The organism is Streptomyces sp. NPDC002536 (assembly GCF_053594995.1).
Map to the genome: position 1 here is coordinate 1 of NZ_JBSFWU010000020.1, position 23,180 is coordinate 23,180.

Below are 23,180 nucleotides of genomic sequence, written 5' to 3' on the forward strand. Positions count from 1 at the left end.
GGTGCGGGACTCCAAGGCTTCTCGCGGTCCGGCTCTGGCATTCCCTGCCCAGGCCTGGGCCGCGTTCGTCATGGACATCCGGGCGGAGGGCGCGGCTGATCGCGCAGTTCCCCGCGCCCCTACGGGGCGCCCTGGTCGCGCCCACGCGGCGGAGCCGCATATGTGAACAGCCCCGCGCCCCTTACGGGGGCGCAAGCCCCAAGCCGGCACTGGACGTTACGGGTTACTCACCCGTAACGTCGGGCGCATGACTCGCGCCCTCCCCGCCTTCGATCCCCGTGATCCGCTCGGGATCGACGACCTTCTGTCCGACGAGGACCGCGCCATCCGGGACGCCGTCAGGCAGTGGGCGGCCGACCGCGTGCTGCCCCACGTCGCGGAGTGGTACGAGAGCGGTGAGCTCCCCGTCATCCGTGAACTCGCCCGGGAACTGGGCGCCCTGGGCGCCCTCGGGATGCAGCTCGACGGGTACGGGTGCGCGGGGGCCACCGCCGTCCAGTACGGGCTGGCCTGCCTGGAGCTGGAGGCCGCCGACTCCGGCATCCGCTCCCTCGTCTCCGTGCAGGGCTCCCTCGCGATGTACGCGATCCACCGCTTCGGCTCGGAGGAGCAACGGCAGCGCTGGCTGCCGGAGATGGCGTCCGGCCACGTCATCGGCTGCTTCGGGCTCACCGAGCCCGACCACGGCTCGGACCCCGCCGGCATGCGCACCCACGCCCGGCGCGACGGCGCCGACTGGGTGCTCACCGGCCGCAAGATGTGGATCACCAACGGCTCGGTCGCCGGGGTGGCCGTCGTCTGGGCGCAGACCGACGAGGGCATCCGGGGTTTCGTCGTCCCGACCGACAGCCCGGGCCTCTCGGCGCCGGAGATCCGGCACAAGTGGTCGCTGCGCGCATCCGTCACCAGTGAACTGGTCCTGGACGAGGTGCGGCTGCCCGCCGACGCCGTCCTGCCGGAGGCGATCGGGCTGCGCGGTCCGCTCGGCTGCCTGAGCCACGCCCGCTACGGCATCGTCTGGGGCGCCATGGGCGCCGCGCGCACGTGCTTCGAAACGGCGCTCGACTACGCCGGCACGCGCGAACAGTTCGGAAAGCCGATCGCCGGCTTCCAGCTGACGCAGGCCAAGCTGGCCGACATGGCGGTCGAGTTGCACAAGGGGATCCTGCTCGCGCACCACCTGGGCCGGCGGATGGACGCGGGCCGGCTGCGGCCGGAGCAGGTGAGCTTCGGGAAGCTCAACAACGTGCGCGAGGCGATCGAGATCTGCCGCACCGCGCGCACGGTCCTGGGCGCCAACGGGATCTCGCTCGAGTACCCCGTGATGCGGCACGCCACGAACCTGGAGTCGGTGCTCACGTACGAGGGCACCGTCGAAATGCACCAGTTGGTGCTGGGCAAGGCGCTCACCGGCATCGACGCGTTCCGGTGAGCACCCCGACCCCGTAAAGGGTCAGCTCCGAAGGGTCAGCTCTGGTTGAAGAACCCCCCGCGCCGCCCCACCGGCTCCCCGTTGACCACCTGGTAGTCGGCGGGGGTGAGGAGGAACACGCGGGTGGCCACGCGCTCGATCGAGCCGCGCAGGCCGAACGTCAGACCGGCCGCGAAGTCCACGACGCGCTTGGCGTCGTTCGGCTCCATGGCGGTGAGGTTGACGATGACCGGGACGCCCTCGCGGAAGAGTTCGCCGATGCCGCGGGCGTCCCGGAAGCCGTCCGGGGTGACCGTGGCGATCCGGGTGCCCTGCTCCTGGGCGACCTCGTCGGCCACCCGCACCTTGGGGTTGGTCACCCAGGAGTCGCCCGGCTCGGGCCCCTCGGCGTACTCGTCGTCGTAGTAGCGCTCGTCATCGTTGTTGTCGTCGACGAGGCCAAGCCACGCACTCGCCTTGCGCACCGATCCCATGGACGCCTCCTCTCACACGCGGTGTGTTCCGCCCGCCCCTCTATGGTCGTCCATGATGCGGATGATGTGCCAAGTGGATGGCCGCCAAGCGAGGATTTCGTGACGTATCTGGTGCAAAGCGGTTGGCGCTGCGTCAGAAACTCCCGGAGTCGGCCGTAGGCGCTGGACCTGGGCATATGCGGTGTCTTCGGGGGACGGGCGGGCACCGGCCCGGTGTCCTGCCCCGGTGATTAGGATGCCCGGGCACATCGGCACCACACACGTCGCCACACCACGGGGGCACATTTTGTTCGGGATCATCAGGCCATGCAGGCACCGCTTGTCCGAGGCGATGCGGACGGAGTGGATGGCCCATCTGTGCGGCCTCTGCCTGGCGTTGAAGGGGGATCACGGGCAAATGGCCCGTATCGCCACGAACTATGACGGACTGGTCATATCCGTTCTGGTGGAGGCGCAGTCGCCGCGCACCGAGGGTGCCAACGCCTGGCGCCGCACGGCCGGTCCGTGTGCGCTGCGCGGTATGCGCAGTGCGTCCGTGGCGCACGGCGAGGGCGCGCGGCTGGCCGCGTCCGTCTCGCTCGTGCTGGCCTCGGCGAAGATGCGTGACCATGTCACGGACCGCGACGGGCTGTTGGCGCGGCGTCCGGTCGCGGCCGCGGCCCGCCGGATGGCGGCCCGCTGGGACCGGGCCGGGGCGCGGACCGGGTCGGAGCTCGGCTTCGACACGGCCGTTCTGGTGGACGCGGTCGAACGGCAGTCGGGCATCGAGGCGCTGGCCGGAGCCGGTACGCCGCTGCTGGCGGTGACCGAGCCGACGGAGACGGCGACCGCAGCGGCCTTCGGCTATACGGCCGTTCTGGCCGGGCGCCCCGCCAACAAGGCCCCGCTGGAGGAGGCCGGCCGGCTCTTCGGCCGGCTCGCGCATCTGCTGGACGCCGTCGAGGACCTGGAGGAGGACGCGCGCACGGGCGCGTGGAACCCGGTGGCCGCGACGGGCACGGACCTGGCGGAGGTGCGGCGGCTGTGCGACGACGCGGTGCACGGTGTGCGGCTGGCGCTGCGCGAGGCCGACTTCGGGAGCAAGGCGCAGGGCAGGCTGGCGCACGTGCTGCTGGTCCATGAGCTGGAGCGGGCGGTGGACCGTGCGTTCGGCGGCGGCAACGCCTGCGGACATGACGGGCATTCAGGGCAATCGACTCATTCCGAACAGCAGGCATCCTTCGGTCCGCCGCCGGTGATGCCGCCTCCGCCCGCCCCGCCGGAGCCGCCGCGCCGCGGTCCGCAGCGGGACCTGCTGTCGGGGTGTCTGGTGTGGACGGGGCTGTTCTGCACGTGCCAGGTGTGCTGCAAGGACCCCTACTTCGACCCGTGGACCGGCTTGCCGAGGGAGGGCTGGTGCTACAAGTGCGACTGCTGCGACAGCTGTGATGGATGCGGGGGTTGTGGTGACTGCTGCAACTGCTGTGACTGTTGCAGCAATTGCGGCGACGGATGCGACTGTGATTGCAGCTGCTGTGACTGCTGAGCACTGAGCTGAGCACTGAGGGGGAGTGCGGCGCCGGGGTCGAACGACCCCGGCCGCAAGGCGAAGGCAGCGCGGCGGGGAATCCTCAACCCGTACAGGACGCCGACCACACCCGACCGAAGTCGATGTGGCTGCGCGTCACCAGCCGCTGCGTCGATGCCATGCCCCAAGTGGAACAGCCTTCCGTTTCCGCGTCAACCGACGTAGCCTCGACGACGGGTCCGCGCTGAGGGGCGCGGCCCGTGCGAAGGCAGCACCGTCCGTGTTCGATCCCCGCATCCACGGAGTGCCTTCGCATGCCTTCTCCCGTCCTGCCCGTCCCGTCGCTCGTCGTCGTCGGCGCGGGCCCGCGCGGCACCGGTCTCGTCGAACGGATCGCCGCCAACGCCCCCGCACTGCTCGGGGAGCGCCGTCTCGACCTGCACCTCGTCGACCCGTACCCGCCCGGTGCCGGACGGATCTGGCGGCACGGCCAGTCGCCGCTGCTGTGGATGAACTCCATGGCCGAGGACGTCACGATGTTCACCGACGACACCGTCGGGACCGTGGGCCCGGTCCGCCCCGGACCCTCGCTCGCCGCGTGGGCGGCACAGGTCCGCGAGGGCGTCGTCGAGCCGCCCGACGATCCCGAAGTCGCCGCGGAGGCCCGTGCGTTGACCCCGCGCAGCTTCGCCGGGCGGCGGCTGCAGAGCGCCTACCTCCGCTGGTTCCACCGGTGTGCGGTGGCCGCACTGCCGCCCGGCGTCGCCGTCCACGAGCACCGCCGCCGGGCCGTGCGGCTCTCCGGACCGCGCGACGGGCGGCAACGCGTGTGGCTGGCGGGGCGGGCCGAACCCCTGCTCGCCGACGCCGTCGTGCTCACCCTCGGACACCTCCCCGCCCGGCCGGACCCGGAACAGCAGGCGCTGGCCTCCTTCGCCGCCGCACACGGACTCGTCCACCTGCCGCCCGAGTTCACCGCCGACAGCGACCTGAGCGGGTTACGGCCCCGGGAGCCCGTCCTCGTCCGGGGCATGGGGCTCGCCTTCGTCGACCTGATGGTGCTGCTCACCGAGGGCCGCGGCGGACGGTACACCGACGACGGCACCGGCACGCTGACGTACCACCCCTCCGGGCGTGAACCCGTTCTGCACGTCGGCTCGCGCCGCGGCGTCCCGTACCGCTCGAAGACGGGATACCGGTGGCAGGGGGAGCGGCCCCCGCTGCCCCGCTTCCTCGGGCCGCCCGAGACCGCGGAACTGCGCCGCCGGCCCGGTTCGTCCGACTTCGAGCGCGACGTACGCCCGCTCGTCGCCAAGGAACTGGGCTTCGCCCACTACCACCGGCTCTTCGCCGTCCATCCGGAACGCACCCGCGTCAACTGGCCCGACTTCGAGGAGAAGTACGCGGCCTGCGAACCCGGCAGCGCCGAACTCGACGTCCTCGTCGCCTCCTCCGTGCCCGACCCCGCCGACCGGCTCGACCTGGACGCCCTCGATCTGCCGCTCGCCGGGCTGCGCTTCCCGGACGCGGAAGCGCTGCAGGACGGTGTGCGGGCGCACATCGCCGCGGACGTGGCACGGCGCCACGACCCCCGGCACAGCCCGGACCTGGCCGTCTTTTTCGGGCTGCTCTCCGTCCACGGGCAGCTCGCCCGCCTCGGCGACGCCGGGGAGCAGTGGCAGGGCCTGTTCAACTACCTGGCCTCCGGCCCGCCCGGGCCCCGGCTGCGGCAGCTGCTCGCGCTCTCGCGGGCGGGAGTGGTGCGCTTCCTCGGCGCCGATGTGCGCATCGCCGCCGATGCGGGGCGCGGGGTGTTCCGGGCCGGGAGCGTCAGCGTGCCGGGGCGGGCGGTCGAGGCGCGGGCGCTGGTCGAGGCGCGGCTGCCCGCGGCGAGCGTGGGGAGGTCGGCGGATCCGCTGCTGCGGGGACTGGCGGGGGAAGTGGCCGTCGACGGCTCGGGGTTGCTCGTCGTCGGCCCGGACGACGGGCGGGTCGTGGGCCGGGACGGGCGGCCGCATCCGCGCCGGTTCGCACTGGGACCGCACACCACGGCGCGGGCCCCCGCGTTCGCGCGGCCGCACAGCGGGTCGGCCGGGTTCCGGCAGAACGACGCCGTGGCGCGGGCGGTGCTGCGGCTGCTGTCCGGGCCTTCGGTCTGAAAGTTCTTTCCTCTCCCAGGAGTTCGCATGCTGCACCTCGCCGTCGCCATCGACCAGCCGGGCACCACCGACCCCCGGCCCTACCTCCACGCCGCCCGCCTCGCGGAGCGCGGGCGGCTCGACTTCGTCACGCTCGGGGACGCCTTCGGGCCGCGCACCCCGCGGGAGTCCCGGATCGACGCGCTCGCCGTGCTGGCCCGCGTCGCGCCCGCGACCGAGCGCATCGGGCTCGTCCCGACCGTCACCACCACGCACACCGAGCCCTTCCACGTCTCCTCCGCCCTCTCCACCCTGGACTGGGTCAGCCGCGGCCGGGCCGGCTGGACCGTCGACGTGTCGTGCGGCGAGACCGCCGCCCGGCTCTTCGGCCGGCGGCCCGCGGCGCCCGACGACGTGCTGTGGCGCGAGGCGGACGCCGTCGCCGACGTCGTCGCCCGGCTCTGGGACAGCTGGGAGGACGACGCCGAGATCCGCGACCGGGCCACCGGCCGCTTCGTCGACCGCGACAAGCTGCACTACGTCGACTTCGAAGGACCCGGGTTCCGCGTCCGCGGCCCGTCCATCGTGCCCCGGCCCCCGCAGGGCCGGCCGGTCGTCGCCGTCGACGCCACCGCCGGGCCGCCGCGCGAGGCCGCGGCCCGCCACGCCGACGTCGCCCTGGTGCGGACCGAACGGACCGGCGACCCCGGGCAACTCGCCGCCGTCCGCGACGAACTGCACCGCCGCGCCCGCGCCCACGGGCGCGACCCGCGCCGGCTCCGCGTCCTCGCCTCCGTGCCCGTCGCCCTGCACGCGGCCGCCGACGCGGTCGCGCTCGCGGACCTGGCCGGGCGCTGGTACGAGGACGGCGTCGTCGACGGCCTCCACCTCCGGCCCGAGGAGCCCGGCCGCGACCTGCCGCTCCTCGTCGACGGCACCGTGGCCGTGCTCCAGCACCGCGGCCTGCTGCGCCGCTTCTACGCGGGCGGCACGCTCCGCGAGCACCTCGGACTGCCGCGCCCCGCCAACCGTTACGCACCGGCAAGGGAGACCGCATGACCCGCACCGCCCGCCGGCAGATGCACCTCGCCGCGCACTTCCCCGGCGTCAACAGCACCACGGTCTGGCAAGACCCGCGCTCCGGGAGCCAGATCGACTTCTCCTCCTTCGAGCATCTCGCGCGCACCGCCGAACGCGGCCTGTTCGACTTCTTCTTCCTCGCCGAGGGGCTGCGGCTGCGCGAGCACAAGGGCCGCATCCACGACCTGGACGTCGTCGGCCGGCCCGAGTCGATCACGGTGCTCAGCGCGCTGGCCGCCGTCACCGAACGGCTCGGCCTGGCCGCCACCGTGAACGCGACCTTCAACGAGCCCTACGAACTCGCCCGGCGCCTCTCCTCGCTCGACCACCTCAGCGGCGGGCGCGCCGCCTGGAACGTGGTGACCTCCTCCGACGCGTTCACGGGCGAGAACTTCCGGCGCGGCGGCTACCTCGACCGCGCCGACCGGTACACGCGCGCCGCGGAGTTCGTCGCCACCGCCCGGGAGCTGTGGGACTCCTGGACGCCGTGCGGCCGGGCGCGTCCCTTCGCCCACCACGGCCGGCACTTCACCGTCGCGGGAGAGTTCGACGTCCGGCGCAGTCCGCAGGGCCACCCCGTGGTCATCCAGGCCGGCGACTCCGACGAGGGCCGCGAGTTCGCCGCCTCGGCCGCCGACGTCGTCTTCACCCGGCACGGCACCCTGGAGTCGGGCCGCTCCTTCTACGCCGACGTCAAACGACGGCTGGCCGCATACGGGCGCGGGCCGGGCGAGTTGAAGATCATGCCGGGGGTGACCTTCGTGCTCGGCGACACCGCCGCCGAGGCCCAGGAACGGGCCGCGGAGATCCGCCGGCAGCAGGTCTCGCCGCAGAACGCGATCCTGGCGCTGGAGCAGGTCTGGGGCCGTGACCTGTCCGGCTACGACCCCGACGGCCCGCTGCCGGACGTCGACCCCGACCCCGGGGGCGAACTCGCGCAGGGCCGCGTGCGGATCGGCGACCCGTCGGCGGTCGCCGCGCAGTGGCGCGCGCTGGCGGAGGCCAAGGGGCTGTCGATCCGGGAGACCGTCATCGAGACGACGGGCCGGCAGTCGTTCGTCGGCACGCCGCAGGAGGTGGCGGCGCGGATGGACGAGTTCGTGACGCGGGACGCCGCCGACGGCTTCATCCTCGTCCCGCACCTCACCCCGGGCGGGCTGGACGACTTCGTCGACCGGGTGGTGCCCCTGCTGCAGGAGCGCGGGGCGTTCCGTACGGAGTACAGCGGCGCGACGCTGCGCGAGCACCTCGGTCTTCCCGTCCCCGTATGGAACAGTGGGCGGCCATGAGCACGACTGATGCGAAACAGCAGTGGGCCGCGTGGCGCGAGCAGCGCACCAGGACGGTCTCGGCGCCGTACGGGCCGCTGGCGCTGACCGGGACGTACTGGCTCGCCGACGCCCCCGACGGCCGGATCCCGGGCGTTCCGGGGCGCTGGACCGAGGATCCGGGGACCGATGACGCCGTCCTGCTCACCGCCCTCGCCGAGGACGGACTGACCGTGAACGGGGAGCCGTTCGAGGGCTGGATCCGGCTCGGGCCCGACGCCTCGGCCGGTGCGGTGTGGGTCGCGCACGGCGAGCGCCGGCTGCTGGTGCTGCGGCGCGAGGGCCGGTGGGCGGTCCGCGTCTTCGACCCGCAGTCGGCGGCCCGGCAGGAGTTCGGCGGCATCGACGCCTTCGACTACGACGAACGCTGGGTGCTGCCCGGGACGTTCCGGCCGTACGCGGGCGGCCGCACGGTCGTGCCGGTGGAGAACGCGGACGGGCGCGAGCGCGGCCTGAGCCTGGCCGGCGAACTGGCCCTCGGCGGCGGCGAGTACACCCTGCAGGTCGCGGCGGAGGAGGACGGCTCGCTGTGGGCGGTCTTCGCCGACGGCACCAGCGGCGGCTCCAGTTACCGCTTCCGCTTCCTGCGCCCGCCCGCGCCGGCGGCGGACGGCGGGGTGACCGTCGACTTCAACCGCGCCCACCTGCCGCCGTGCGCCTTCGCCGAGCACTTCATCTGTCCGTTCCCGCCACCGGGGAACACGCTGCCGTTTGCCGTCCCGGCGGGGGAGCGGAACACGATCCTCTGACGGTTCGGGGTACGTGGTGCGCGCCCGCGGCTGTCGGCTGCGGGCCGTTCGTGGCTGATCGCGCAGTTCCCCGCGCCCCTTTCGGGGCGCGCGCCCGCGTACGGGCCCGGCGTCCGAAAGAGGCCCTTGCGCCCTGCGCCTCCCGGCCCGAATACTCCCGAGCACAGGCGCTTGTCAGGGGCACGGCGAAATCGGAATGCGGCGTGCCCTTTCGGCTGCGCCCCTCCGACCCCCCACGGGAGGAAGAACGTGAGGATCAAGCGCCCCACCCCGGTGATCGCCGTGGCCGGCGGCCTGCTGGCCGCCTCCGCCCTCACCGTCGGCAGCGCCCACGCCGACGGCGCCTCCGCGGCTGTCCACTCGGCCGCGCAACTGTCCACGGCGCGTGCGGCCGTGGAGTCCGCGGACGTCGCGGGCACGGCATGGGCCGTCGACCCGGCGACCGACACCCTTGTGGTGACGGCCGATTCCACCGTCTCCGCCGGTGACCTGACCAGACTCAGACACCGGGCCGGCTCCGGCGCCGAGGCGATACGCATCGAGCGCACCCCCGGAGCCTTCCGCACACTCCTCGCCGGCGGCGACGCGATCTACGCGCCCTCGTGGCGCTGCTCCGTCGGCTTCAACGTCCGCAAGGGCAACACCTATTACTTCCTCACCGCAGGCCACTGCACCCAGGGGAAGCCGCCCTACTACGCCAACGCGAACCACTCCACGAGCATCGGCCCGACCACCGGGACCAGCTTCCCCGGCAACGACTACGGGATCGTGCAGTACACCAACGGCTCCCTCCCGCACCCGAGCGCGGTCGACCTCTACAACGGCCGCCAGCAGCGCATCACCTCCGCGGGCAACGCCCGCGTCGGGCAGAGCGTCCAGCGCAGCGGCTCCACGACCGGGGTGCACGGCGGCAAGGTCACCGGCCTGAACGCCACAGTCAACTACGGCAACGGACAGATCGTGCGCGGCCTGATCCAGACCAACGTGTGCGCCGAACCCGGCGACAGCGGCGGCGCGCTCTTCTCCGGCTCCACCGCCCTCGGCCTGACCTCCGGCGGCAGCGGCAACTGCCGCTCCGGCGGGACGACCTTCTTCCAGCCCGTCACCCAGGCGCTCGGCGCCTACGGGGTGAGCGTCTTCTGACTCCGCCCGCCCCTCCCAGCCGTCTGACCGCGAGCGCGCTCCGCCCTTCCCCATCGCCTGCGGCCAGCAGCACAGAGCCCCCGGCCCTGCGGGGCCGGGGGCTCGACCACGCCCGGACACGGGCATACCGTGGACGTATCACCTGACGTGTGACGGCAGGGGGCCGTGATGGTCGAAGACCTCGTGGTGGCAGTGGTGGCCGCGGGCTCCGTCGGGCTCGTGTATCTGATGGCGGCGGCCCGGGTGGTCAAGCAGTACGAGCGCGGCATCGTGCTGCGACTGGGACGGCTGCACCCGGAGATCCGGCAGCCGGGATTCACCATGATCGTTCCCGCGGTGGACCGGCTGCGCAAGGTCAACATGCAGATCGTGACCATGCCGGTGCCGGCCCAGGAGGGCATCACCCGGGACAACGTGACCGTGCGCGTCGACGCGGTCGTCTACTTCAAGGTCGTGAACCCGGCGGAGGCCGTGATCGCGGTCGAGGACTACCGCTTCGCGGTCTCGCAGATGGCCCAGACCTCGCTCCGCTCGATCATCGGCAAGAGCGACCTGGACGATCTGCTCTCCAACCGGGAGAAGCTCAACCAGGGCCTGGAGCTGATGCTCGACAGCCCGGCCATCGGCTGGGGCGTGCAGATCGACCGCGTCGAGATCAAGGACGTCTCGCTGCCGGAGACGATGAAGCGCTCGATGTCCCGGCAGGCCGAGGCGGAGCGGGAGCGCCGGGCCCGGGTCATCAACGCGGACGCGGAGCTGCTGGCGTCGAAGAAGCTGGCGGAGGCGGCGGCGACGATGTCCGACCAGCCGTCCGCCCTGCAACTGCGGCTGCTGCAGACGATCGTGGCGGTGGCCGCGGAGAAGAACTCGACGCTGGTGCTGCCGTTCCCGGTGGAGTTGCTGCGCTTCCTGGAGCGGGCGGGGCAGGGCACCTCCTCGGTGGAGAGCGAGCACATCCCGGTCGAGCCGTCGTCCCCTGAAACGGGGGGCGAGGAGGAGACGGGCATCGGGCACGCGTAGCGCCCCGTTAGGGGCGCGGGGAACTGCGCGATCGGCCACCCACGGCCTGCAGCCGATGCACTTCGTCAACTGCGGGCGCGTCGTGGTTGCTCGCGCAGTTCCCCGCGCCCCTTACGGGGCGCTACGGCGCGCGCATAGATTTGCGCGCTACCGAAATTCGCCCTTGTGCACTCCCTCCTCCGCTCGGGACACTCGACGGACAACTTGGCATGGACGCGACCTCCTATCGGGGGTGCGGCTGTGTCGTTCGTCCTCCGGGCCCGGCATCCGCGCGTGTGGCCCAACCCCCCACTGGAGGTGCCGAGTTGAAGAACCGTTGGTCGTTCGTGCGCGCCGCCCTCGGCGGTGCCGCCGCGGCCGCTCTCGCGGCCGTCACCCTCGCACCGCAGCCCGCAGGGGCCGCTCCCCGCCCCGCCTCGGAGGCCCTCTCCGAATCCGCCGCCGGGAAGCTCGCCGCGGCCCTCGTCGACCGTCTCAAGGGCGCGACGGCAGGTTCGTACTACGACACGAAGACCCGCAGGCTCGTCGTCAACGTCCTCGACCCGGGCGCCGGGGACGCCGTCCGCGCGACCGGCGCCGAGGCCCGGGCCGTACGGTTCTCCCTCCCGCAACTGGATGCGGCGCGTGCGGAGTTGGACAAGTCGGCCGCCATCCCCGGCACCGCCTGGGTGACCGACCCCAGACTGAACCAGGTCGTCGTGACCGCCGACCCCACGGTCACGGGTGACCGGATGGCACGGCTGAACCGGGTCGTCTCGGGGCTCGGCGAGAAGGCCGTCGTGCGCAGAACGGCCGCCAGGCTCACCCGGTTCATCGCGGGCGGTGACGGGATCTACGGTGCCAAGTACCGCTGTTCGCTGGGGTTCAACGTCAGCAAGGACGGCACGGCCCCCAAGTGGGACGGGGGCTACTTCCTGACCGCGGGGCACTGCGGCGCGGTCGAGAACGGCTGGTCCGACAGCAAGGGCGGCCGGCAGATCGGGACCACCGAGTCGTACACCTTCCCGGAGCACGACTACGCCCTCGTCAAGTACATCGCGGACGTTCCCCACCCGAGCCAGGTGAACCTCCACGGCGTCCTGGGTGCCGGCGCCCAGGAGATCAAGCAGGCGGCCGACGCCGAGATCGGCGAGGCCGTGCAGCGCAGCGGCTCCACGAGCGGGGTGCACGGGGGCAAGGTCACCGGCCTCGACGCCACGGTCAACTACGCGGAGGGCACGGTCTACGGGCTGATCCAGACCAACGTCTGCGCCGAGGGCGGCGACAGCGGCGGCCCTCTCTTCGACGGGGACAAGGCCCTCGGTCTCACATCGGGCGGCAGCGGCAACTGCACGCTGGGCGGGACGACTTACTATCAACCGGTGAGGGCGGCCCTGGCCGCGACCGGCACGCGGATTCCCTGAGCGTGCCCCGGCCCCATGGACGCGGCCCCCGGACACACCTCCACGGTGTCCGGGGGCCGCTGCTCGTGCGGGCCGCCGCGTGTGCGGGACCGGTCAGAACTCGAAGACCGTGCCCTTGGCCGCCTTCATCTCGCACGGGTTGCCGAAGACCTTCTCGAAGTTCACGCGCTGGCCTTCCCATACGCCCTGCGCGGTGACGACGACCGGGTTCCACTCCTTGGTGCAGAGGACGCCCGTCTTCACCGTCGTGAGCTTCTCGAAGTCCCCGCCCGCGGACCGCAGATCGGCGCACGCGGCCTTGGCGGCCGGGTGGGTGCCGCTGGGGCCCGGCGTGCAGTTGAGGGTGACCGCGCGCTGGATGCCGGCGGTGGCCGCGTCGTCGCCCTGGCCGAGGGTCAGGACCAGAGCGGACGGTGCGTACAGGCTCTGGGTGTGCGCCCCGGTTGCGGGCGCGGCGCTCGCGGCCGTCGTTCCGGCCACCGCCAGACCGCCGCCCAGTGCCAGCGCGGCGCCCAGCGCGATCCCCCGAGTGATGTACCGCATTCCGAACACTCCCTTGTTCGCGGGTCAGATAACGGACGGCAGTCTTGCCCAAGTTGGGCATGAACGCACGCCGATCGAACACTTTCAGTCGCCGGTTGAAAGCACTCGGTAATTGGCTCGAACCGGCGGGCGGAATGTCCCGGAAGGGGAGGACGTGAAACCTCGCGCTTACATCGACGCCCGATTTGTGCGGGAAAGGGGGCAATTGATGTTACGGGAGTGTTGACCAGCGGATATGCCGTGGATTCATTGTTGAAATATCAAACGAGCCTTCGAAATTGTGATTTGCGCGGTCGATGACCATTGGATCTAATGATCCCTGTGCGCGGCCCGGGAGGCCCCGCGGACCGGCCGAAAATGGCCCGCCGTGCGTGCGCGCGGCGGGTGGGGCGATCCGGGAAGGCGGCAGCAATGGCCGAACACTTCTCAGACCGAACGGTCGGTCTGTGTGCGGGAGTCCCCTCCGTCACATGAGACGTCCGCGTCGCCGCCCGTGGAGGGGGCGGGCGGCGACGCGGGACGGGGCGCTGTGGGGCGGCGCCCCTTACGGGGCCTTCCGTACCGCGGACGCCACGGCGACCGCCGCACCCGCCACCGCCCAGGCGGACAGCACGAGGAGCGGGCCGGTGAGGGCGTTGCCCCCGAAGTAGGCGACGGAGCGCGCGGACCAGGTGCCCGCGCCCGGCGGCAGGAACGGGCCGATGGTGCGCCAGAACGGCGGCAGCAGCGGATACGGGTAGGCGCCGCCCGCGCTCGGGTTGCCGAGGACCACGACGATCGCGATGGCCAGCCCGATCCCGACGACGCCGGCCAGCCCCTGCAGCGCCAGCGTCATGGCCCCGACCGCGAACACCACCAGGGCGCCCAGCCCCCACAGCCCCGCAACGCTGCCGGGCAGCGCCCCGAGCACCGGGCCCGCGACGACCGCGCCGAGCAGCCCGGCGGCGACCGCGTAGACGGCGACCGCGCCGAGCCGGATGACGGCCCGGTGGACGTTGGCGGGCCGCGCGCCCGCACTGACGGCGAGAATCGCCGCGCACAGATAGCCGCCCACGCACCAGCCCACGACCAGGTAGAACGAGCTCAGCCCACGGGCGTCGCCGCCGCTCGCCGGGTTCACGTCGGTCACCTTCACCGACCGCTTCCCGTCCGCCTCGGCGCGGACCAGCACCGCCTCGGCAGCCTGCCCCAGCGAGGCCCCCGCGGCGCCCGCGGTGAGCAGGGTGTCGGTGGTGCCGCGCGGGTCGACCACCAGCGCGGCGTCCAGCTCGCGCTCCCGGAGCTGCTGCACGGCCGCGGCCCGGTCGTCCGTCGCGCGCGGGTCCAGCGGGCTCCCGGGCAGGCTGCCCAGCCGTTCGACGAGGGTGCCGCGGACCTGCGGGGGAGCGACGACGCCGAGGCGGATGTCGGTGGGCCTGGGGTCGTGGAAGGCGCCGATGTACGACGTGATGAAGGCGAGCTGGAGGACGAGCGCGCCGATCACCAGGAGCGCGGCGCGGCCGGTCACCGCGCTCCTGACCTCGTCGGGGAATGAGGGCATGCCCCGAGCGTGCGGGGTGCGGGGGGTGGCCGCAGGCGGTGCGGGCCGTTCGGGGTAGGCGGACTTGCCGAAGTCCGGTGCGGTACGGCGCCCCGTAAGGGGCGCGGGGAACTGCGCGACCAGCCACCGACGGCCCGCAGCTGATGCGCCACTTCGGGGTCCGGGGCGAAGCCTCCGGGAACTCCGTCGGCAGCGCAGCATTCATCTGCGGGCCGTCGTGGCTGATCGCGCAGTTCCCCGCGCCCCTTACGGGGCGCTGTGGCGCCGGCCTACTTGTTGGCGTGATCGCCGAGGTAGAACAGCAACCAGATGAACCCGGCGATGAGATGGGTGACGAAGACGTAGACGCCGACGCGCAGGGCGAGCTGCTTCTCGGCCCACCGCTCACTGGTCTTCTCGGTCATCGCCGCCCCGCCTTCGTCCCGGTCTCGGTTTCGAGGAGTTCCTCCAGCAGCTCGTTCTGTCCGCTGAGCATCTGCGTGAGGATGCGGCGCGCGGCGCGCATCAGCTCGGCGACGTCGCCCCCGGCGAGCTCGTAGACGACCGTCGACCCGGTGCGGGTGGAGGTGACGATCCCGGAGCGGCGCAGCACCGCCAGCTGCTGCGACAGGCTGGAGGGCTCGATCTCTATCGCGGCCAGCAGATCGCGTACGGGCATGGGCCCGTCCTGCAGCAGCTCCAGCACCCGGATGCGCACCGGATGTCCGAGCATCCGGAAGAACTCCGCCTTCGCCTGGTACAGCGGAACCTGCTTCCCCGCCACTCTCCACCCTCCTCCACAGCCGTCGCCGCACATCATGAATTGAAGAACTCTTCAATTCTAGCCGGTGCCGGAGTGACGCCTGCGAGGGGCTCATACGGGCGGAACGAGGGTGAAGTAGCGGTCGAGGACGCCCGGGTCCCCCTTCACCTCGGCGAGCTGCCCGGCGGGGATGCGCTGCCAGAGGAACAGCATCAGGTCGGAGGCGGTGCCGGCGAGCTCGACGTCGCAGGGGCCGTCGCCGTTTTCGTCGAGCCGGACGGCGTCGCCGTCGAAGTGCACGGTCCAGAGGTCCGTGCCGTCGGTCCGGCGGAACCGGAAGCGTTCGCCCGAGCCGGGCGGTGCCTGCCGCAGGGCCCGTCGGAACGGTGCCATCACCCGGAAGTTCTGGTCGACGGCATCGGCCGCGAGCGCGGGGGCGACCGGCCGGGCGGTCCCGGCGGCGTTCTCGGCGTCCCAGCGGTGCACGGCGGCCTCGATGGCCTGGATCCGCATCCAGAAACCGGCGGTCCGGTCCGGTGCCCAGGTCCACACCGGCTCGTCCGGTGCGCTGCTGCGGAACTGCTCCTCCAGCGCGGCGGCCCCGTCCGTGAACCAGTCGAGCAGGGTCGCCGGGAGCGGGGTGAGGTTCGGCGCGTTGTCCGGGTGGGGCCAGCCGTCCGTGTCCGGGGGGAGCTGGAGGAAGGAGAGGTCGGATTGGTCCGGCTGCTCGGTGAGGCGTTCCCTGACAAGCCGGGCCACGTACCGCTGCACGGTGGCGAGGTGTACGACGAGATCGCCCACGGACCAGCCGGGGCAGGACGGAACGGGGGGTGCGGGCGTGCCGTCGGGGGTGGCCCGGCGGACGGCGGCCGCGAACGCGCTTGTGTCGCTGTGGAATTGGGCGATGCAGTCCGTGGAGTCCATGGACCTACTGTGCCGCGCCGACGCCTAGTTGGGACAGGAATGCCGCGGCGGCGGGGGACGGCCCGAGCTTGCCCCACACCAGCATCTCCACGCGGGTCGGCGGGGTCTTCACCTTCAGGATGTGCACGCCCGGCAGTTCGGCCGCGATGGCCTCCGGCACCATGCCGACGCCCAGGCCGGCGCGCACCAGCCGGGCGAGGAACTCCACGGTGGTGACCTCGAACGGCGCGTCGGTGGCCAGGCCTGCGGCCTCGAAGGCCGACTGGCGCTGCCGCCTGGCCGCCGAACCGGCCGGGAAGTCGATGAAGGGCTCGCGCGCCAGCCTCTGCAGATCCGTCCGCTTCCGGCCGGCGAGGGGATGCTCCGGCGCCACGATGGCGACCAGTTCCCCGCGGGCCAGCTCCCGGTGACGGACGCCCTTCGGCACGGTGCCCGGGTCCAGGCCGGTGAAGGCCACGTCGAGCGAGCTGTCCCGTACGCGCTCGATGAGTTCTTCGCTGACGCCGCCGACCAGGCGGATCCGCACGTCCGGATAGCGGGTCTGGTACCGGCGCAGCGCGTCGGCGAGGTCGACCGCGGCAACGGTGGAGATGGCGCCGACGGCCAGATTCCCGGACACCTTGCCCGTAGCGGCCCGGACCTCGGCGCGGGCGCGTTCGGCGGCGTCCAGCGCCTGCCGCGCGACGGGGACGAAGGCCTCGCCCGCCGCCGTGAGCCGCACCGCGCGGCTCGTGCGGTCGAACAGCCGCGTTCCCAGCTCCTTCTCCAGGCGGGCGATCTGGTGGCTGAGTGCCGACTGCACCACGTGGCACCGCTCGGCTGCGCGCGTGAAACCACCGGTCTCCGCCACCGCGACGACATAGCGCATCTGTTGCAGTTCCATGCATCCATCGTAGAACGCGATGGCTCGATGAAAACAATGCATTGGATTCATGAGTGCCTGGCCGGGACACTTGCTTTCATGACGCACGTACGGAAAGACGACGGATCGGACGGCGGACCGGACAGCGGCTCGCCGGGGAACGGTGAACTGGGCCGCGGCACGCTCCTCGTGATGGCGGTCGCCTGCGGACTGTCCGTCGCGGGCAACTACTTCGCGCAGCCCCTGCTCGGGGTGATAGGCCGCGAACTCCACATGAGCACGGCCGTCTCCGCGCTGGTCGTCACCGCCGCCCAGACCGGCTACGCGCTCGGGCTGATCCTGCTCCTGCCCCTCGGCGACCTCCTGGAACGGCGGCGGCTCGCCGTGGCGCTGTGCGCGGCCACCGCCGTCTTCCTGCTGGTCACGGCGAGCGCCACCAGCACCACCGTGCTGCTGATCGGCACCGCCCTCACCGGGCTGACCTCGGTCGCCGCCCAGGTCATCGTCCCCTACGCGGCGACGCTCGCCGCTCCCGAGAAGCGTGGCCGCACCGTCGGCACGGTCATGACGGGCCTGCTGCTGGGCATCCTGCTCGCCCGCACGGCCGCCGGACTGCTCAGCGACCTCGGCAGCTGGCGCACCGTGTACTGGGTGAACGCCGTGCTCATGGCGGGCATGGCGGTCCTGCTGCGCTGCGTCCTCCCCCGCCTGCGCACCGACGCCGGCCTCGGCTACCCCAAGCTGCTCGGGTCGACCGTCACGCTCTTCGCCCGCGAACCCGTGCTGCGGTGGCGGGCCGCGCTGGGCGCGCTGTCCTTCGCCACGTTCAGCGTGCTCTGGACGGCCCTGGCCTTCCTGCTCTCCGGCCCCGCCTACGGCTGGTCCGAATCGGCGATCGGCCTGCTCGGCCTGCTGGGCGCGGCGGGCTCGCTCGCGGCATCGGTCACCGGACGCCTGGCCGACCGGGGGCTCGTCCACCACGTGACCGGCATCGCGGCCCTCCTGCTCCTGGGCTCCTGGGCCCTGCTCGCCCTGGGCGGATCCGGCGGCCACTGGTCGCTGGCCGCACTGCTGGCCGGCATCCTCGTGCTCGACGCCGCGGTGCAGGGCGTGCAGATCAGCAACCAGAACCTGGTGTACGCGGTGCGCCCCGAAGCCCGCAACCGCCTCAACGCGGCCTATATGACCAGCTACTTCGCGGGCGGCGCGCTGGGATCCGCCCTCACCTCGGCGACGTGGGGCGCGGCGGGCTGGACCGGAGTGTGCACGCTGGGCGCCGCCCTGTCGGCACTGCTCACCGCGACGTGGCTGGCCGAACGCCGTTTCCGGAAGCGCCGTCCGGCCCCGGCCCCGGTCGCATCCCGCACCGTGGCGCAGTCCGAGAGCACCGCGCTCACCGGGTCCGTACAGTAGTGACCATGCGTTCGACAGTGCTCGCGCCTCCCGCCGCCTAGAGCGGGGACGCCAAGGTCGCCGGCGCGCCGGCCCTCAACCAAGGGGCCCGGCGCGCTTCTTGGTCGTGCTCGCACACGGGAGACCACGACCGACTGCTCCATGTCATCGGAGAACGCACTGTGTCCACAACTGCAACTGCAACTGCCTTGCGCGGGCTCGCCTGTCTGGCGATGGCCGGCACCACCTGGGGGACGACCGGCGCCGCCGTGGAAATCGTCTACCGGTCGAGCGACTTCGGGCCGATGGCCGTGTCGTTCTGGCGCTTCCTCGGCGGAATGACGCTGCTGATCGCGGGCGCCGCACTGCGTCCGGCCCGCCGACACTGCCGCCCCCGCCGACTCGGCCGTGAGCGAGTACTGCTGCTCACGGGCACCGGCCTCGCCCTGGCCGTGTTCCAGACCGCCTACTTCGGTGCGGTCGAGGAGACGGGACTGGCCGTCGCCACCATCGTCGCCCTGGGGGCGGCCCCGGTCCTCACCGCCGCCGGGGGCCGGCTGTTCCTGGGGGAACACACCGGGCGCGGCGGGATGTTGGCGGTCGGCGGCGCGCTGACCGGCCTCGCGGTCCTGGTCCTGGGCAACCAGCAGAGCGCCGTACGCCCTCTCGGGATCGGGCTGGCGCTGCTGTCCGCCGCCGGATTCGCCGCATCCAGCCTCCTGGGCCGCTGGACCGGACGGCACGGCACGGGGGAGGACCCGTACACCCTGACACTGTGGTCGTTCGGCATCGGAGCAGCGGTGCTGCTGCCGTTCGCCTGCGGCGAGGGGCTCGTGCCGCACATGGCCCACCCCGGCCGAGTGGTGCTGATGCTGCTGTACGTCGCCGCCGTCACCACCGCGCTCGCCTATCCGCTGTACTTCGCCGGGGCGGCGGCGGTGCGTGCGGCCACGGCATCGGTGGTGATGCTGATCGAACCGGTGAGTGCTGCCGTGCTTGCCGTGCTGCTGCTCGGCGAACGGCTCACCGTGGCGACGGTCGCGGGAACTGCGGTGCTGCTCGCCGCCATTGGCGGGCTTGCGGTGGCGGAGTCGGGGGGGGGGGAGTTGAGTGGCTGAGCGGCGGGCTTCGAACTGCCCGAGGGCCCTGCCGTCGGCAGACAGGTCGTCAAACTGTCTTCTCATCGGTCTTACCACTCTTTCGAGTGGCAGATCCCGCCGTTTCGTGTGAAGCGGACGCGCGTGGGGATTTGCGCGATGTGACGCACTTCGAGTCACGGTAAAAATACCGTACCAGAAAGAGGATCTCCCGTGGAAAACATCGAGGTGTACGAGCCCCCGGTGCTGCTGGAAATCGGTGGATTCGCCGAGCTGACATGCGGCTCCTATGGCTCGGGCATGGCCGACCTATACACCTATTACTACGTCCCGGGCGTTGCCCAGGGCTGAATCCCCGTGACCCGTGAGGCGGATTTCGCGATACTGCCGGACGGGGAGCGGGAGCGCAACACCACCCGGGAATCAGCTCTGTTGATGGCGCGACTGCCCGTTCCGCGATGTTGCCGACGCGGAACGGGCAGTCGCATGCCTGGCCGGGAGCTTCCACGCGGTCGCCTCAGCCGACAGCCAGGGCGGGCTCGTCCGCACCGCGCCGGACGCCGCGGACCGGCCCGTCGGACACGCCCTGGCCCGTGAGGGTTGTGAGGCGGGCAAGCTCCCACGGGTCGTGTGCGCTGAAGACGGTGACCGCGTCCGCACGGTCGCGGTGAAGGGCGCGCAGTCGGTCGCGGGCCGTCACGCGAGCTGCGGCATCGGTCTGTGCTCCCTGATGGACCGGATCGAGGGCAGGGTGGGAAAGGGGCGGGGTGTGTTCGAGCTCGCCGTGGTACATGTACGCGTCGCCCGCGTGCAACAGCCACCGTCCGTCGCCGTCGCGCACGGCGACGCCTGCGTGTCCCGCCGAATGGCCAGGCAGCGGCACCAGCGCAACTCGCGCGCCAGCCCCTGCGGCCGAGCCACGCCGGGGAAGCCGAACCACTCTGTGTGCTCCTCCACGGGTGCGGGTGTCAGCAGCGGGTTGTGTGCCCGGTGCGTCGGCATGAAGCGGTCGAGGCTGTCCCGGTGGTGCGGTGCCGCGGGGTCGGTGACGGCCCGGTACTCGTCGGGGTGTACGTGACTCCTCCACCCCGTAAACGGGGTGGCTTCTCGCTATGCCGGTTGAGCTTCGCGACGGACCAGCCCGGCCCGTAGAACGTTCAGGGCGCCCACCGTGTCCGCGTGCGCGTTGTGGCCGCACGCCTGACAGTGGAACTTCTCCTGTGTGGGCCGGTTTTCCTCAGCGGTGTGCCCGCATTCGGGGCACCGCCGAGAAGTGTTGCGGGGGTCCACGGCCATCACTTCCCGCCCGGCACTTCCAGCCTTTGCGTTCAGGATCGCGAGGAACACCCCCCATCCGGCATCAGTGATCGAGCGGTTCAACCCGGCCTTGGCGGCACCCCCGTTGGGCAAGAAGGCGCCCGGCTTGTCGGGGTCGGGCTTCGGTGCGGGGGTCTTGCTCATGTTGCGGATCTTGAGGTCTTCGTACGCGATGAAATCGTGTTCCCGCACCAGGCCAAGCGCGGTCTTGTGTGCGTGGTCGAGCCGCTGGCGACGCACCTTACGGTGCAGCTGAGCCACCTTCTCGACCGCCTTGCGGCGGCGCTTGGAACCGCGCTTGCACCGGCTCAGGGCTTGCTGCGCCTCTCCCAGTTTCGTGGCGGCCTTCCGGCCGTGCCGCGGGTTCTCGACGAACCCTCCGTTGGAGTCGGCGAGGAAGTTTGCTATGCCCATGTCGATACCGGCCACAGAGCCCGTTGCGGGCAGCGGCCTGGGCTCGGTCTGCTCGGCGGTCAGGATCACGTACCAGCGCTTTCCCTCACGCTTGACCGAGATCGTCTTGACCTTGCCGACCACGGGCCGGTGCTGGTGCACGCGGACGTGCCCGACACCTTGCAGCCGGACACGGGTCACCGGGTCGCGCGGCGTGGAGTCCCAGCGGCAGCCATCGCCGTCCTTGGGGAAGTCCACCGTGTCAAAGTGGCCGACCCCACGGTAGCGCGGGTATCCAGGTTTCTCACCGGCCTTGATCCGGCGGAAGAACGCGGCGAACGCCTTGTCCAGCCGCCGCAAGGTCGCCTGCTGGGAAGAGAAGGACCAGCGGCCCTGACGCTCCGGGTCGAATGCCCGGATCTCCTTGAGCTGCGCGGACTGCTGCCCGTACTTGATGCTCGTCTTCGAAGGGTGCCGGTTCCATAGCCGACCGTGTCGATCGCGAGCCACAGACGGCGCTCAGCATTGTCTTCAGGCAAGGGTGATCACTCCCTGCGCACTGGAACTCCACTGGACACGCTCGCACGGAGCCCGGAGCTGGATCCCGTACGGATCCGGCTTCGTCCCGCAGCGTCGGCGGTCACCTCGAACAATGCCTGATCCATACGGTGTTCACTCGATACCGCCGGGTATTTCATGGACTCCTCACCCTTTCTGGAGAGGAGGTTCGGGGAGTTGCCCCGAGAAATCGAACGGAGGGAAGCCGACGAGACCTCGGTCAAGGTCGCGCTCGGCGCGCTCACAGCCTTCCAGGGCTATGTCCAGCAGGCCGACGCCAAGGTCAATACCCTGCTCATGGTGCATACCGGGGGCGTGGTGGCGGCGGTTACCACATTGGGTGGTCGAGCGGGTATTCGATGGACGCCTGTTGTTGGTGTCCTGATCGCAGCATTCGGTGTCGCATTCCTCATCTCGGGTTTCCATATCGTGCAGGCGATAAGGCCGCGGCTGCATGCACCCACCCCGCTGAATCCCTTCGGCATCACGGGAGTCGGCCTTCCGCCCCCGCCCTGCCGGCAGGCGCAGTGCGAACAGGCCTGGGCCATGGCGGAGTTGCTGGGGGAGATCGCGCTGGTCAAGAACCGGCACGTACAGCGGGCCGTGCCCTGGACGGCGTTGATGCTGTGCCTGGGGATCGCCGCGGCCGTCGCCGGGGGGTGATTGAGCGGGTGCTTCAGAGGAGCCGGGCGAAGCGTCGGAGCCCGTCGAGGTCGGTGATGGTCACCCCGCAGTAGTGCGTGACGGCCAGGCCGTCACGCTTCAGCTGCCGCATCGCCAGGCCGATGGCGTCCTCACGGGCCCCGATCAGCCGGCCCAGTTCCGTCTGGGACAGGTGGACGCCCAGCTCGTGGCCACTCGCGGTGCGGCAGCCGTGCCGCTCGACGAGTTCGACGAGGGCGCGCGCCAGTCGGACGGCCACGCTGAAGGCGGCGAAGTCCAGCCGGCGGCGGTTGGCGGCGTCGAGCCGGTCGGCGAGTGTGCAGGCCAGGGCCCGCCAGGCGGTGGGGTGCCGGTCGAGGAACCCCACGAAGGCGTCCCGGGTGAGCACGTGGACGTGTACGGGGCTGCAGCACGTGACCGTCGCCGAGCGTGCCGACCCGCGGACGGCGGCCGTCTCGCCGACGACGTCCCCGCTCACCCTGATGCCCAGGAGGCTCTCTGTCCCGTCCGCCAGGCTTGAAGTGATCTTGGCGCAGGCCGACGATCCGGCGTCCCGGGCGGAGCCGAGCACCAGGACGTGGTCCGCCATGTCCCCCTGCATCATGAGGAGTTCACCGGCGCCGTGATGCCTGGTGCGGGCCATGGCGAGCAGCTCGCGGCGAGCGTCTTCGGGGAGCCGGGTCATGAAGGTCTGCGGCTGCCAGTCATGGCGACGGCCGCCGTGCGGGACGTCCAGCCTCATGGGGGCAACGTAGCGCGTGACATCCTCGAACAAGCAGTCGAACTAATTTTCGAGAAGTGGTCTATCGTGGAGCTCGGAGGGTCGAAATCCGGCCAGGGGGGGAGCGGCAGGCAACAGACAACAGCACGGCAAGC

24 protein-coding genes are annotated in these 23,180 nt (G+C 71.8%); 14 read left to right on the plus strand and 10 right to left on the minus strand.

The features are described 5' to 3' along the window. The first annotated feature begins 1 nt into the window (after position 1). Both ACWD4B_RS10130 and ACWD4B_RS10135 read left to right on the plus strand, forming a co-directional pair. A complete protein-coding gene (locus ACWD4B_RS10130; RefSeq protein ID WP_451420378.1) occupies positions 2-166 on the plus strand; it encodes a DUF397 domain-containing protein in 165 nt (54 codons plus the stop codon). Positions 167-247: 81 nt separating this feature from the next. Continuing rightward, a complete protein-coding gene (locus ACWD4B_RS10135) occupies positions 248-1,432 on the plus strand; it encodes an acyl-CoA dehydrogenase family protein (protein WP_451420314.1) in 1,185 nt (394 codons plus the stop codon). A gap of 35 nt (positions 1,433-1,467) precedes the next feature. Here the strand turns inward: ACWD4B_RS10135 and ACWD4B_RS10140 are convergent, their stop codons facing one another. Beyond that, a complete protein-coding gene (locus ACWD4B_RS10140; RefSeq protein ID WP_336416744.1) occupies positions 1,468-1,905 on the minus strand; it encodes a cell division protein SepF in 438 nt (145 codons plus the stop codon). 286 nt (positions 1,906-2,191) lie between these two features. Here ACWD4B_RS10140 and ACWD4B_RS10145 point away from each other — a divergent pair, with 286 nt between their 5' ends. From ACWD4B_RS10145 to ACWD4B_RS10180, 8 genes are all read left to right on the plus strand, one after another. Next, positions 2,192-3,430 carry a DUF5685 family protein gene (locus tag ACWD4B_RS10145; RefSeq protein ID WP_451420379.1) on the plus strand — a complete coding sequence of 413 codons (1,239 nt, stop codon included), beginning with the start codon at positions 2,192-2,194 and terminating at the stop codon, positions 3,428-3,430. A gap of 296 nt (positions 3,431-3,726) precedes the next feature. Further along, positions 3,727-5,571, plus strand: a complete 1,845-nt coding sequence (locus tag ACWD4B_RS10150; RefSeq protein ID WP_451420315.1) for an FAD/NAD(P)-binding protein — start codon at positions 3,727-3,729, stop codon at positions 5,569-5,571. 27 nt (positions 5,572-5,598) lie between these two features. Beyond that, entirely contained in the window at positions 5,599-6,609 is a 1,011-nt protein-coding gene (locus ACWD4B_RS10155) for an LLM class flavin-dependent oxidoreductase (protein ID WP_451420316.1), read from the plus strand. Beyond that, a complete protein-coding gene (locus tag ACWD4B_RS10160; protein WP_451420317.1) occupies positions 6,606-7,919 on the plus strand; it encodes an NtaA/DmoA family FMN-dependent monooxygenase in 1,314 nt (437 codons plus the stop codon). The genes ACWD4B_RS10155 and ACWD4B_RS10160 overlap by 4 nt, the downstream gene beginning before the upstream one ends. Then, on the plus strand, positions 7,916-8,707 hold the full coding sequence (locus tag ACWD4B_RS10165; RefSeq protein ID WP_451420318.1) for a DUF1684 domain-containing protein: 792 nt from the start codon (positions 7,916-7,918) through the stop codon (positions 8,705-8,707). Before ACWD4B_RS10160 ends, ACWD4B_RS10165 begins: the two co-directional genes overlap by 4 nt. A gap of 249 nt (positions 8,708-8,956) precedes the next feature. Further along, entirely contained in the window at positions 8,957-9,850 is an 894-nt protein-coding gene (locus tag ACWD4B_RS10170) for a S1 family peptidase (protein ID WP_451420319.1), read from the plus strand. 168 nt (positions 9,851-10,018) lie between these two features. Continuing rightward, complete coding sequence (locus tag ACWD4B_RS10175; protein ID WP_451420320.1) at positions 10,019-10,870, plus strand: slipin family protein; 852 nt, start codon at positions 10,019-10,021, stop codon at positions 10,868-10,870. 305 nt (positions 10,871-11,175) lie between these two features. Continuing rightward, the gene (locus tag ACWD4B_RS10180) at positions 11,176-12,273 is read left to right on the plus strand and encodes a S1 family peptidase (RefSeq protein WP_451420321.1); all 1,098 of its coding nucleotides are present in this window, start codon (positions 11,176-11,178) and stop codon (positions 12,271-12,273) included. Between the two features lie 93 nt (positions 12,274-12,366). Here ACWD4B_RS10180 and ACWD4B_RS10185 read toward each other — a convergent pair whose 3' ends face one another. The 6 genes from ACWD4B_RS10185 to ACWD4B_RS10210 all read right to left on the minus strand — a co-directional run bounded on the left by ACWD4B_RS10185 (position 12,367) and on the right by ACWD4B_RS10210 (position 16,905). Further along, positions 12,367-12,816 (minus strand): subtilase-type protease inhibitor, encoded by a 450-nt coding sequence (locus ACWD4B_RS10185; RefSeq protein ID WP_451420322.1) that lies wholly within the window; start codon positions 12,814-12,816, stop codon positions 12,367-12,369. 544 nt (positions 12,817-13,360) lie between these two features. Beyond that, entirely contained in the window at positions 13,361-14,356 is a 996-nt protein-coding gene (locus tag ACWD4B_RS10190; protein WP_451420323.1) for a DUF3533 domain-containing protein, read from the minus strand. Between the two features lie 269 nt (positions 14,357-14,625). Then, the gene (locus ACWD4B_RS10195; protein ID WP_227724521.1) at positions 14,626-14,760 is read right to left on the minus strand and encodes a DUF6126 family protein; all 135 of its coding nucleotides are present in this window, start codon (positions 14,758-14,760) and stop codon (positions 14,626-14,628) included. Beyond that, complete coding sequence (locus ACWD4B_RS10200) at positions 14,757-15,119, minus strand: ArsR/SmtB family transcription factor (RefSeq protein WP_451420324.1); 363 nt, start codon at positions 15,117-15,119, stop codon at positions 14,757-14,759. The genes ACWD4B_RS10195 and ACWD4B_RS10200 overlap by 4 nt, the downstream gene beginning before the upstream one ends. A gap of 90 nt (positions 15,120-15,209) precedes the next feature. Then, complete coding sequence (locus ACWD4B_RS10205) at positions 15,210-16,022, minus strand: maleylpyruvate isomerase family mycothiol-dependent enzyme (protein ID WP_451420325.1); 813 nt, start codon at positions 16,020-16,022, stop codon at positions 15,210-15,212. 4 nt (positions 16,023-16,026) lie between these two features. Then, on the minus strand, positions 16,027-16,905 hold the full coding sequence (locus ACWD4B_RS10210) for a LysR family transcriptional regulator (protein ID WP_451420326.1): 879 nt from the start codon (positions 16,903-16,905) through the stop codon (positions 16,027-16,029). 78 nt (positions 16,906-16,983) lie between these two features. Here ACWD4B_RS10210 and ACWD4B_RS10215 point away from each other — a divergent pair, with 78 nt between their 5' ends. The 3 genes from ACWD4B_RS10215 to ACWD4B_RS10225 all read left to right on the plus strand — a co-directional run bounded on the left by ACWD4B_RS10215 (position 16,984) and on the right by ACWD4B_RS10225 (position 19,724). Continuing rightward, positions 16,984-18,297, plus strand: a complete 1,314-nt coding sequence (locus tag ACWD4B_RS10215) for an MFS transporter (protein ID WP_451420327.1) — start codon at positions 16,984-16,986, stop codon at positions 18,295-18,297. A 161-nt stretch (positions 18,298-18,458) separates the two neighbouring features. Next, entirely contained in the window at positions 18,459-19,394 is a 936-nt protein-coding gene (locus ACWD4B_RS10220) for a DMT family transporter (protein ID WP_451420328.1), read from the plus strand. A gap of 192 nt (positions 19,395-19,586) precedes the next feature. Continuing rightward, on the plus strand, positions 19,587-19,724 hold the full coding sequence (locus tag ACWD4B_RS10225; protein ID WP_451420329.1) for a lasso RiPP family leader peptide-containing protein: 138 nt from the start codon (positions 19,587-19,589) through the stop codon (positions 19,722-19,724). A 166-nt stretch (positions 19,725-19,890) separates the two neighbouring features. Here ACWD4B_RS10225 and ACWD4B_RS10230 read toward each other — a convergent pair whose 3' ends face one another. Together ACWD4B_RS10230 and ACWD4B_RS10235 are read right to left on the minus strand one after the other, a co-directional pair. After that, entirely contained in the window at positions 19,891-20,214 is a 324-nt protein-coding gene (locus ACWD4B_RS10230) for a hypothetical protein (protein ID WP_451420330.1), read from the minus strand. 269 nt (positions 20,215-20,483) lie between these two features. Beyond that, positions 20,484-21,593 carry an RNA-guided endonuclease InsQ/TnpB family protein gene (locus ACWD4B_RS10235; protein ID WP_451420331.1) on the minus strand — a complete coding sequence of 370 codons (1,110 nt, stop codon included), beginning with the start codon at positions 21,591-21,593 and terminating at the stop codon, positions 20,484-20,486. Positions 21,594-21,818: 225 nt separating this feature from the next. Here ACWD4B_RS10235 and ACWD4B_RS10240 point away from each other — a divergent pair, with 225 nt between their 5' ends. Further along, on the plus strand, positions 21,819-22,304 hold the full coding sequence (locus ACWD4B_RS10240; RefSeq protein WP_451420332.1) for a hypothetical protein: 486 nt from the start codon (positions 21,819-21,821) through the stop codon (positions 22,302-22,304). Positions 22,305-22,317: 13 nt separating this feature from the next. On the opposite strand, the gene ACWD4B_RS10245 is transcribed toward ACWD4B_RS10240, so the two are convergent. Beyond that, positions 22,318-23,046, minus strand: coding sequence for a Crp/Fnr family transcriptional regulator (locus ACWD4B_RS10245; RefSeq protein WP_451420333.1), 729 nt, complete (start codon positions 23,044-23,046; stop codon positions 22,318-22,320). Positions 23,047-23,180: the final 134 nt, after the last annotated feature.

What these genes read in the sequence shown, in the direction of transcription:
- ACWD4B_RS10210 (WP_451420326.1), bottom strand. Translation starts at nt 16,905, where the DNA reads ATGGAACTGCAACAGATGCGCTATGTCGTCGCGGTGGCGGAGACCGGT.
- ACWD4B_RS10165 (WP_451420318.1), top strand. Translation starts at nt 7,916, where the DNA reads ATGAGCACGACTGATGCGAAACAGCAGTGGGCCGCGTGGCGCGAGCAG.
- ACWD4B_RS10190 (WP_451420323.1), bottom strand. Translation starts at nt 14,356, where the DNA reads ATGCCCTCATTCCCCGACGAGGTCAGGAGCGCGGTGACCGGCCGCGCC.
- ACWD4B_RS10155 (WP_451420316.1), top strand. Translation starts at nt 5,599, where the DNA reads ATGCTGCACCTCGCCGTCGCCATCGACCAGCCGGGCACCACCGACCCC.
- ACWD4B_RS10215 (WP_451420327.1), top strand. Translation starts at nt 16,984, where the DNA reads ATGACGCACGTACGGAAAGACGACGGATCGGACGGCGGACCGGACAGC.
- ACWD4B_RS10185 (WP_451420322.1), bottom strand. Translation starts at nt 12,816, where the DNA reads ATGCGGTACATCACTCGGGGGATCGCGCTGGGCGCCGCGCTGGCACTG.
- ACWD4B_RS10205 (WP_451420325.1), bottom strand. Translation starts at nt 16,022, where the DNA reads ATGGACTCCACGGACTGCATCGCCCAATTCCACAGCGACACAAGCGCG.
- ACWD4B_RS10245 (WP_451420333.1), bottom strand. Translation starts at nt 23,046, where the DNA reads ATGAGGCTGGACGTCCCGCACGGCGGCCGTCGCCATGACTGGCAGCCG.
- ACWD4B_RS10135 (WP_451420314.1), top strand. Translation starts at nt 248, where the DNA reads ATGACTCGCGCCCTCCCCGCCTTCGATCCCCGTGATCCGCTCGGGATC.
- ACWD4B_RS10175 (WP_451420320.1), top strand. Translation starts at nt 10,019, where the DNA reads ATGGTCGAAGACCTCGTGGTGGCAGTGGTGGCCGCGGGCTCCGTCGGG.
- ACWD4B_RS10195 (WP_227724521.1), bottom strand. Translation starts at nt 14,760, where the DNA reads ATGACCGAGAAGACCAGTGAGCGGTGGGCCGAGAAGCAGCTCGCCCTG.
- ACWD4B_RS10160 (WP_451420317.1), top strand. Translation starts at nt 6,606, where the DNA reads ATGACCCGCACCGCCCGCCGGCAGATGCACCTCGCCGCGCACTTCCCC.
- ACWD4B_RS10140 (WP_336416744.1), bottom strand. Translation starts at nt 1,905, where the DNA reads ATGGGATCGGTGCGCAAGGCGAGTGCGTGGCTTGGCCTCGTCGACGAC.
- ACWD4B_RS10150 (WP_451420315.1), top strand. Translation starts at nt 3,727, where the DNA reads ATGCCTTCTCCCGTCCTGCCCGTCCCGTCGCTCGTCGTCGTCGGCGCG.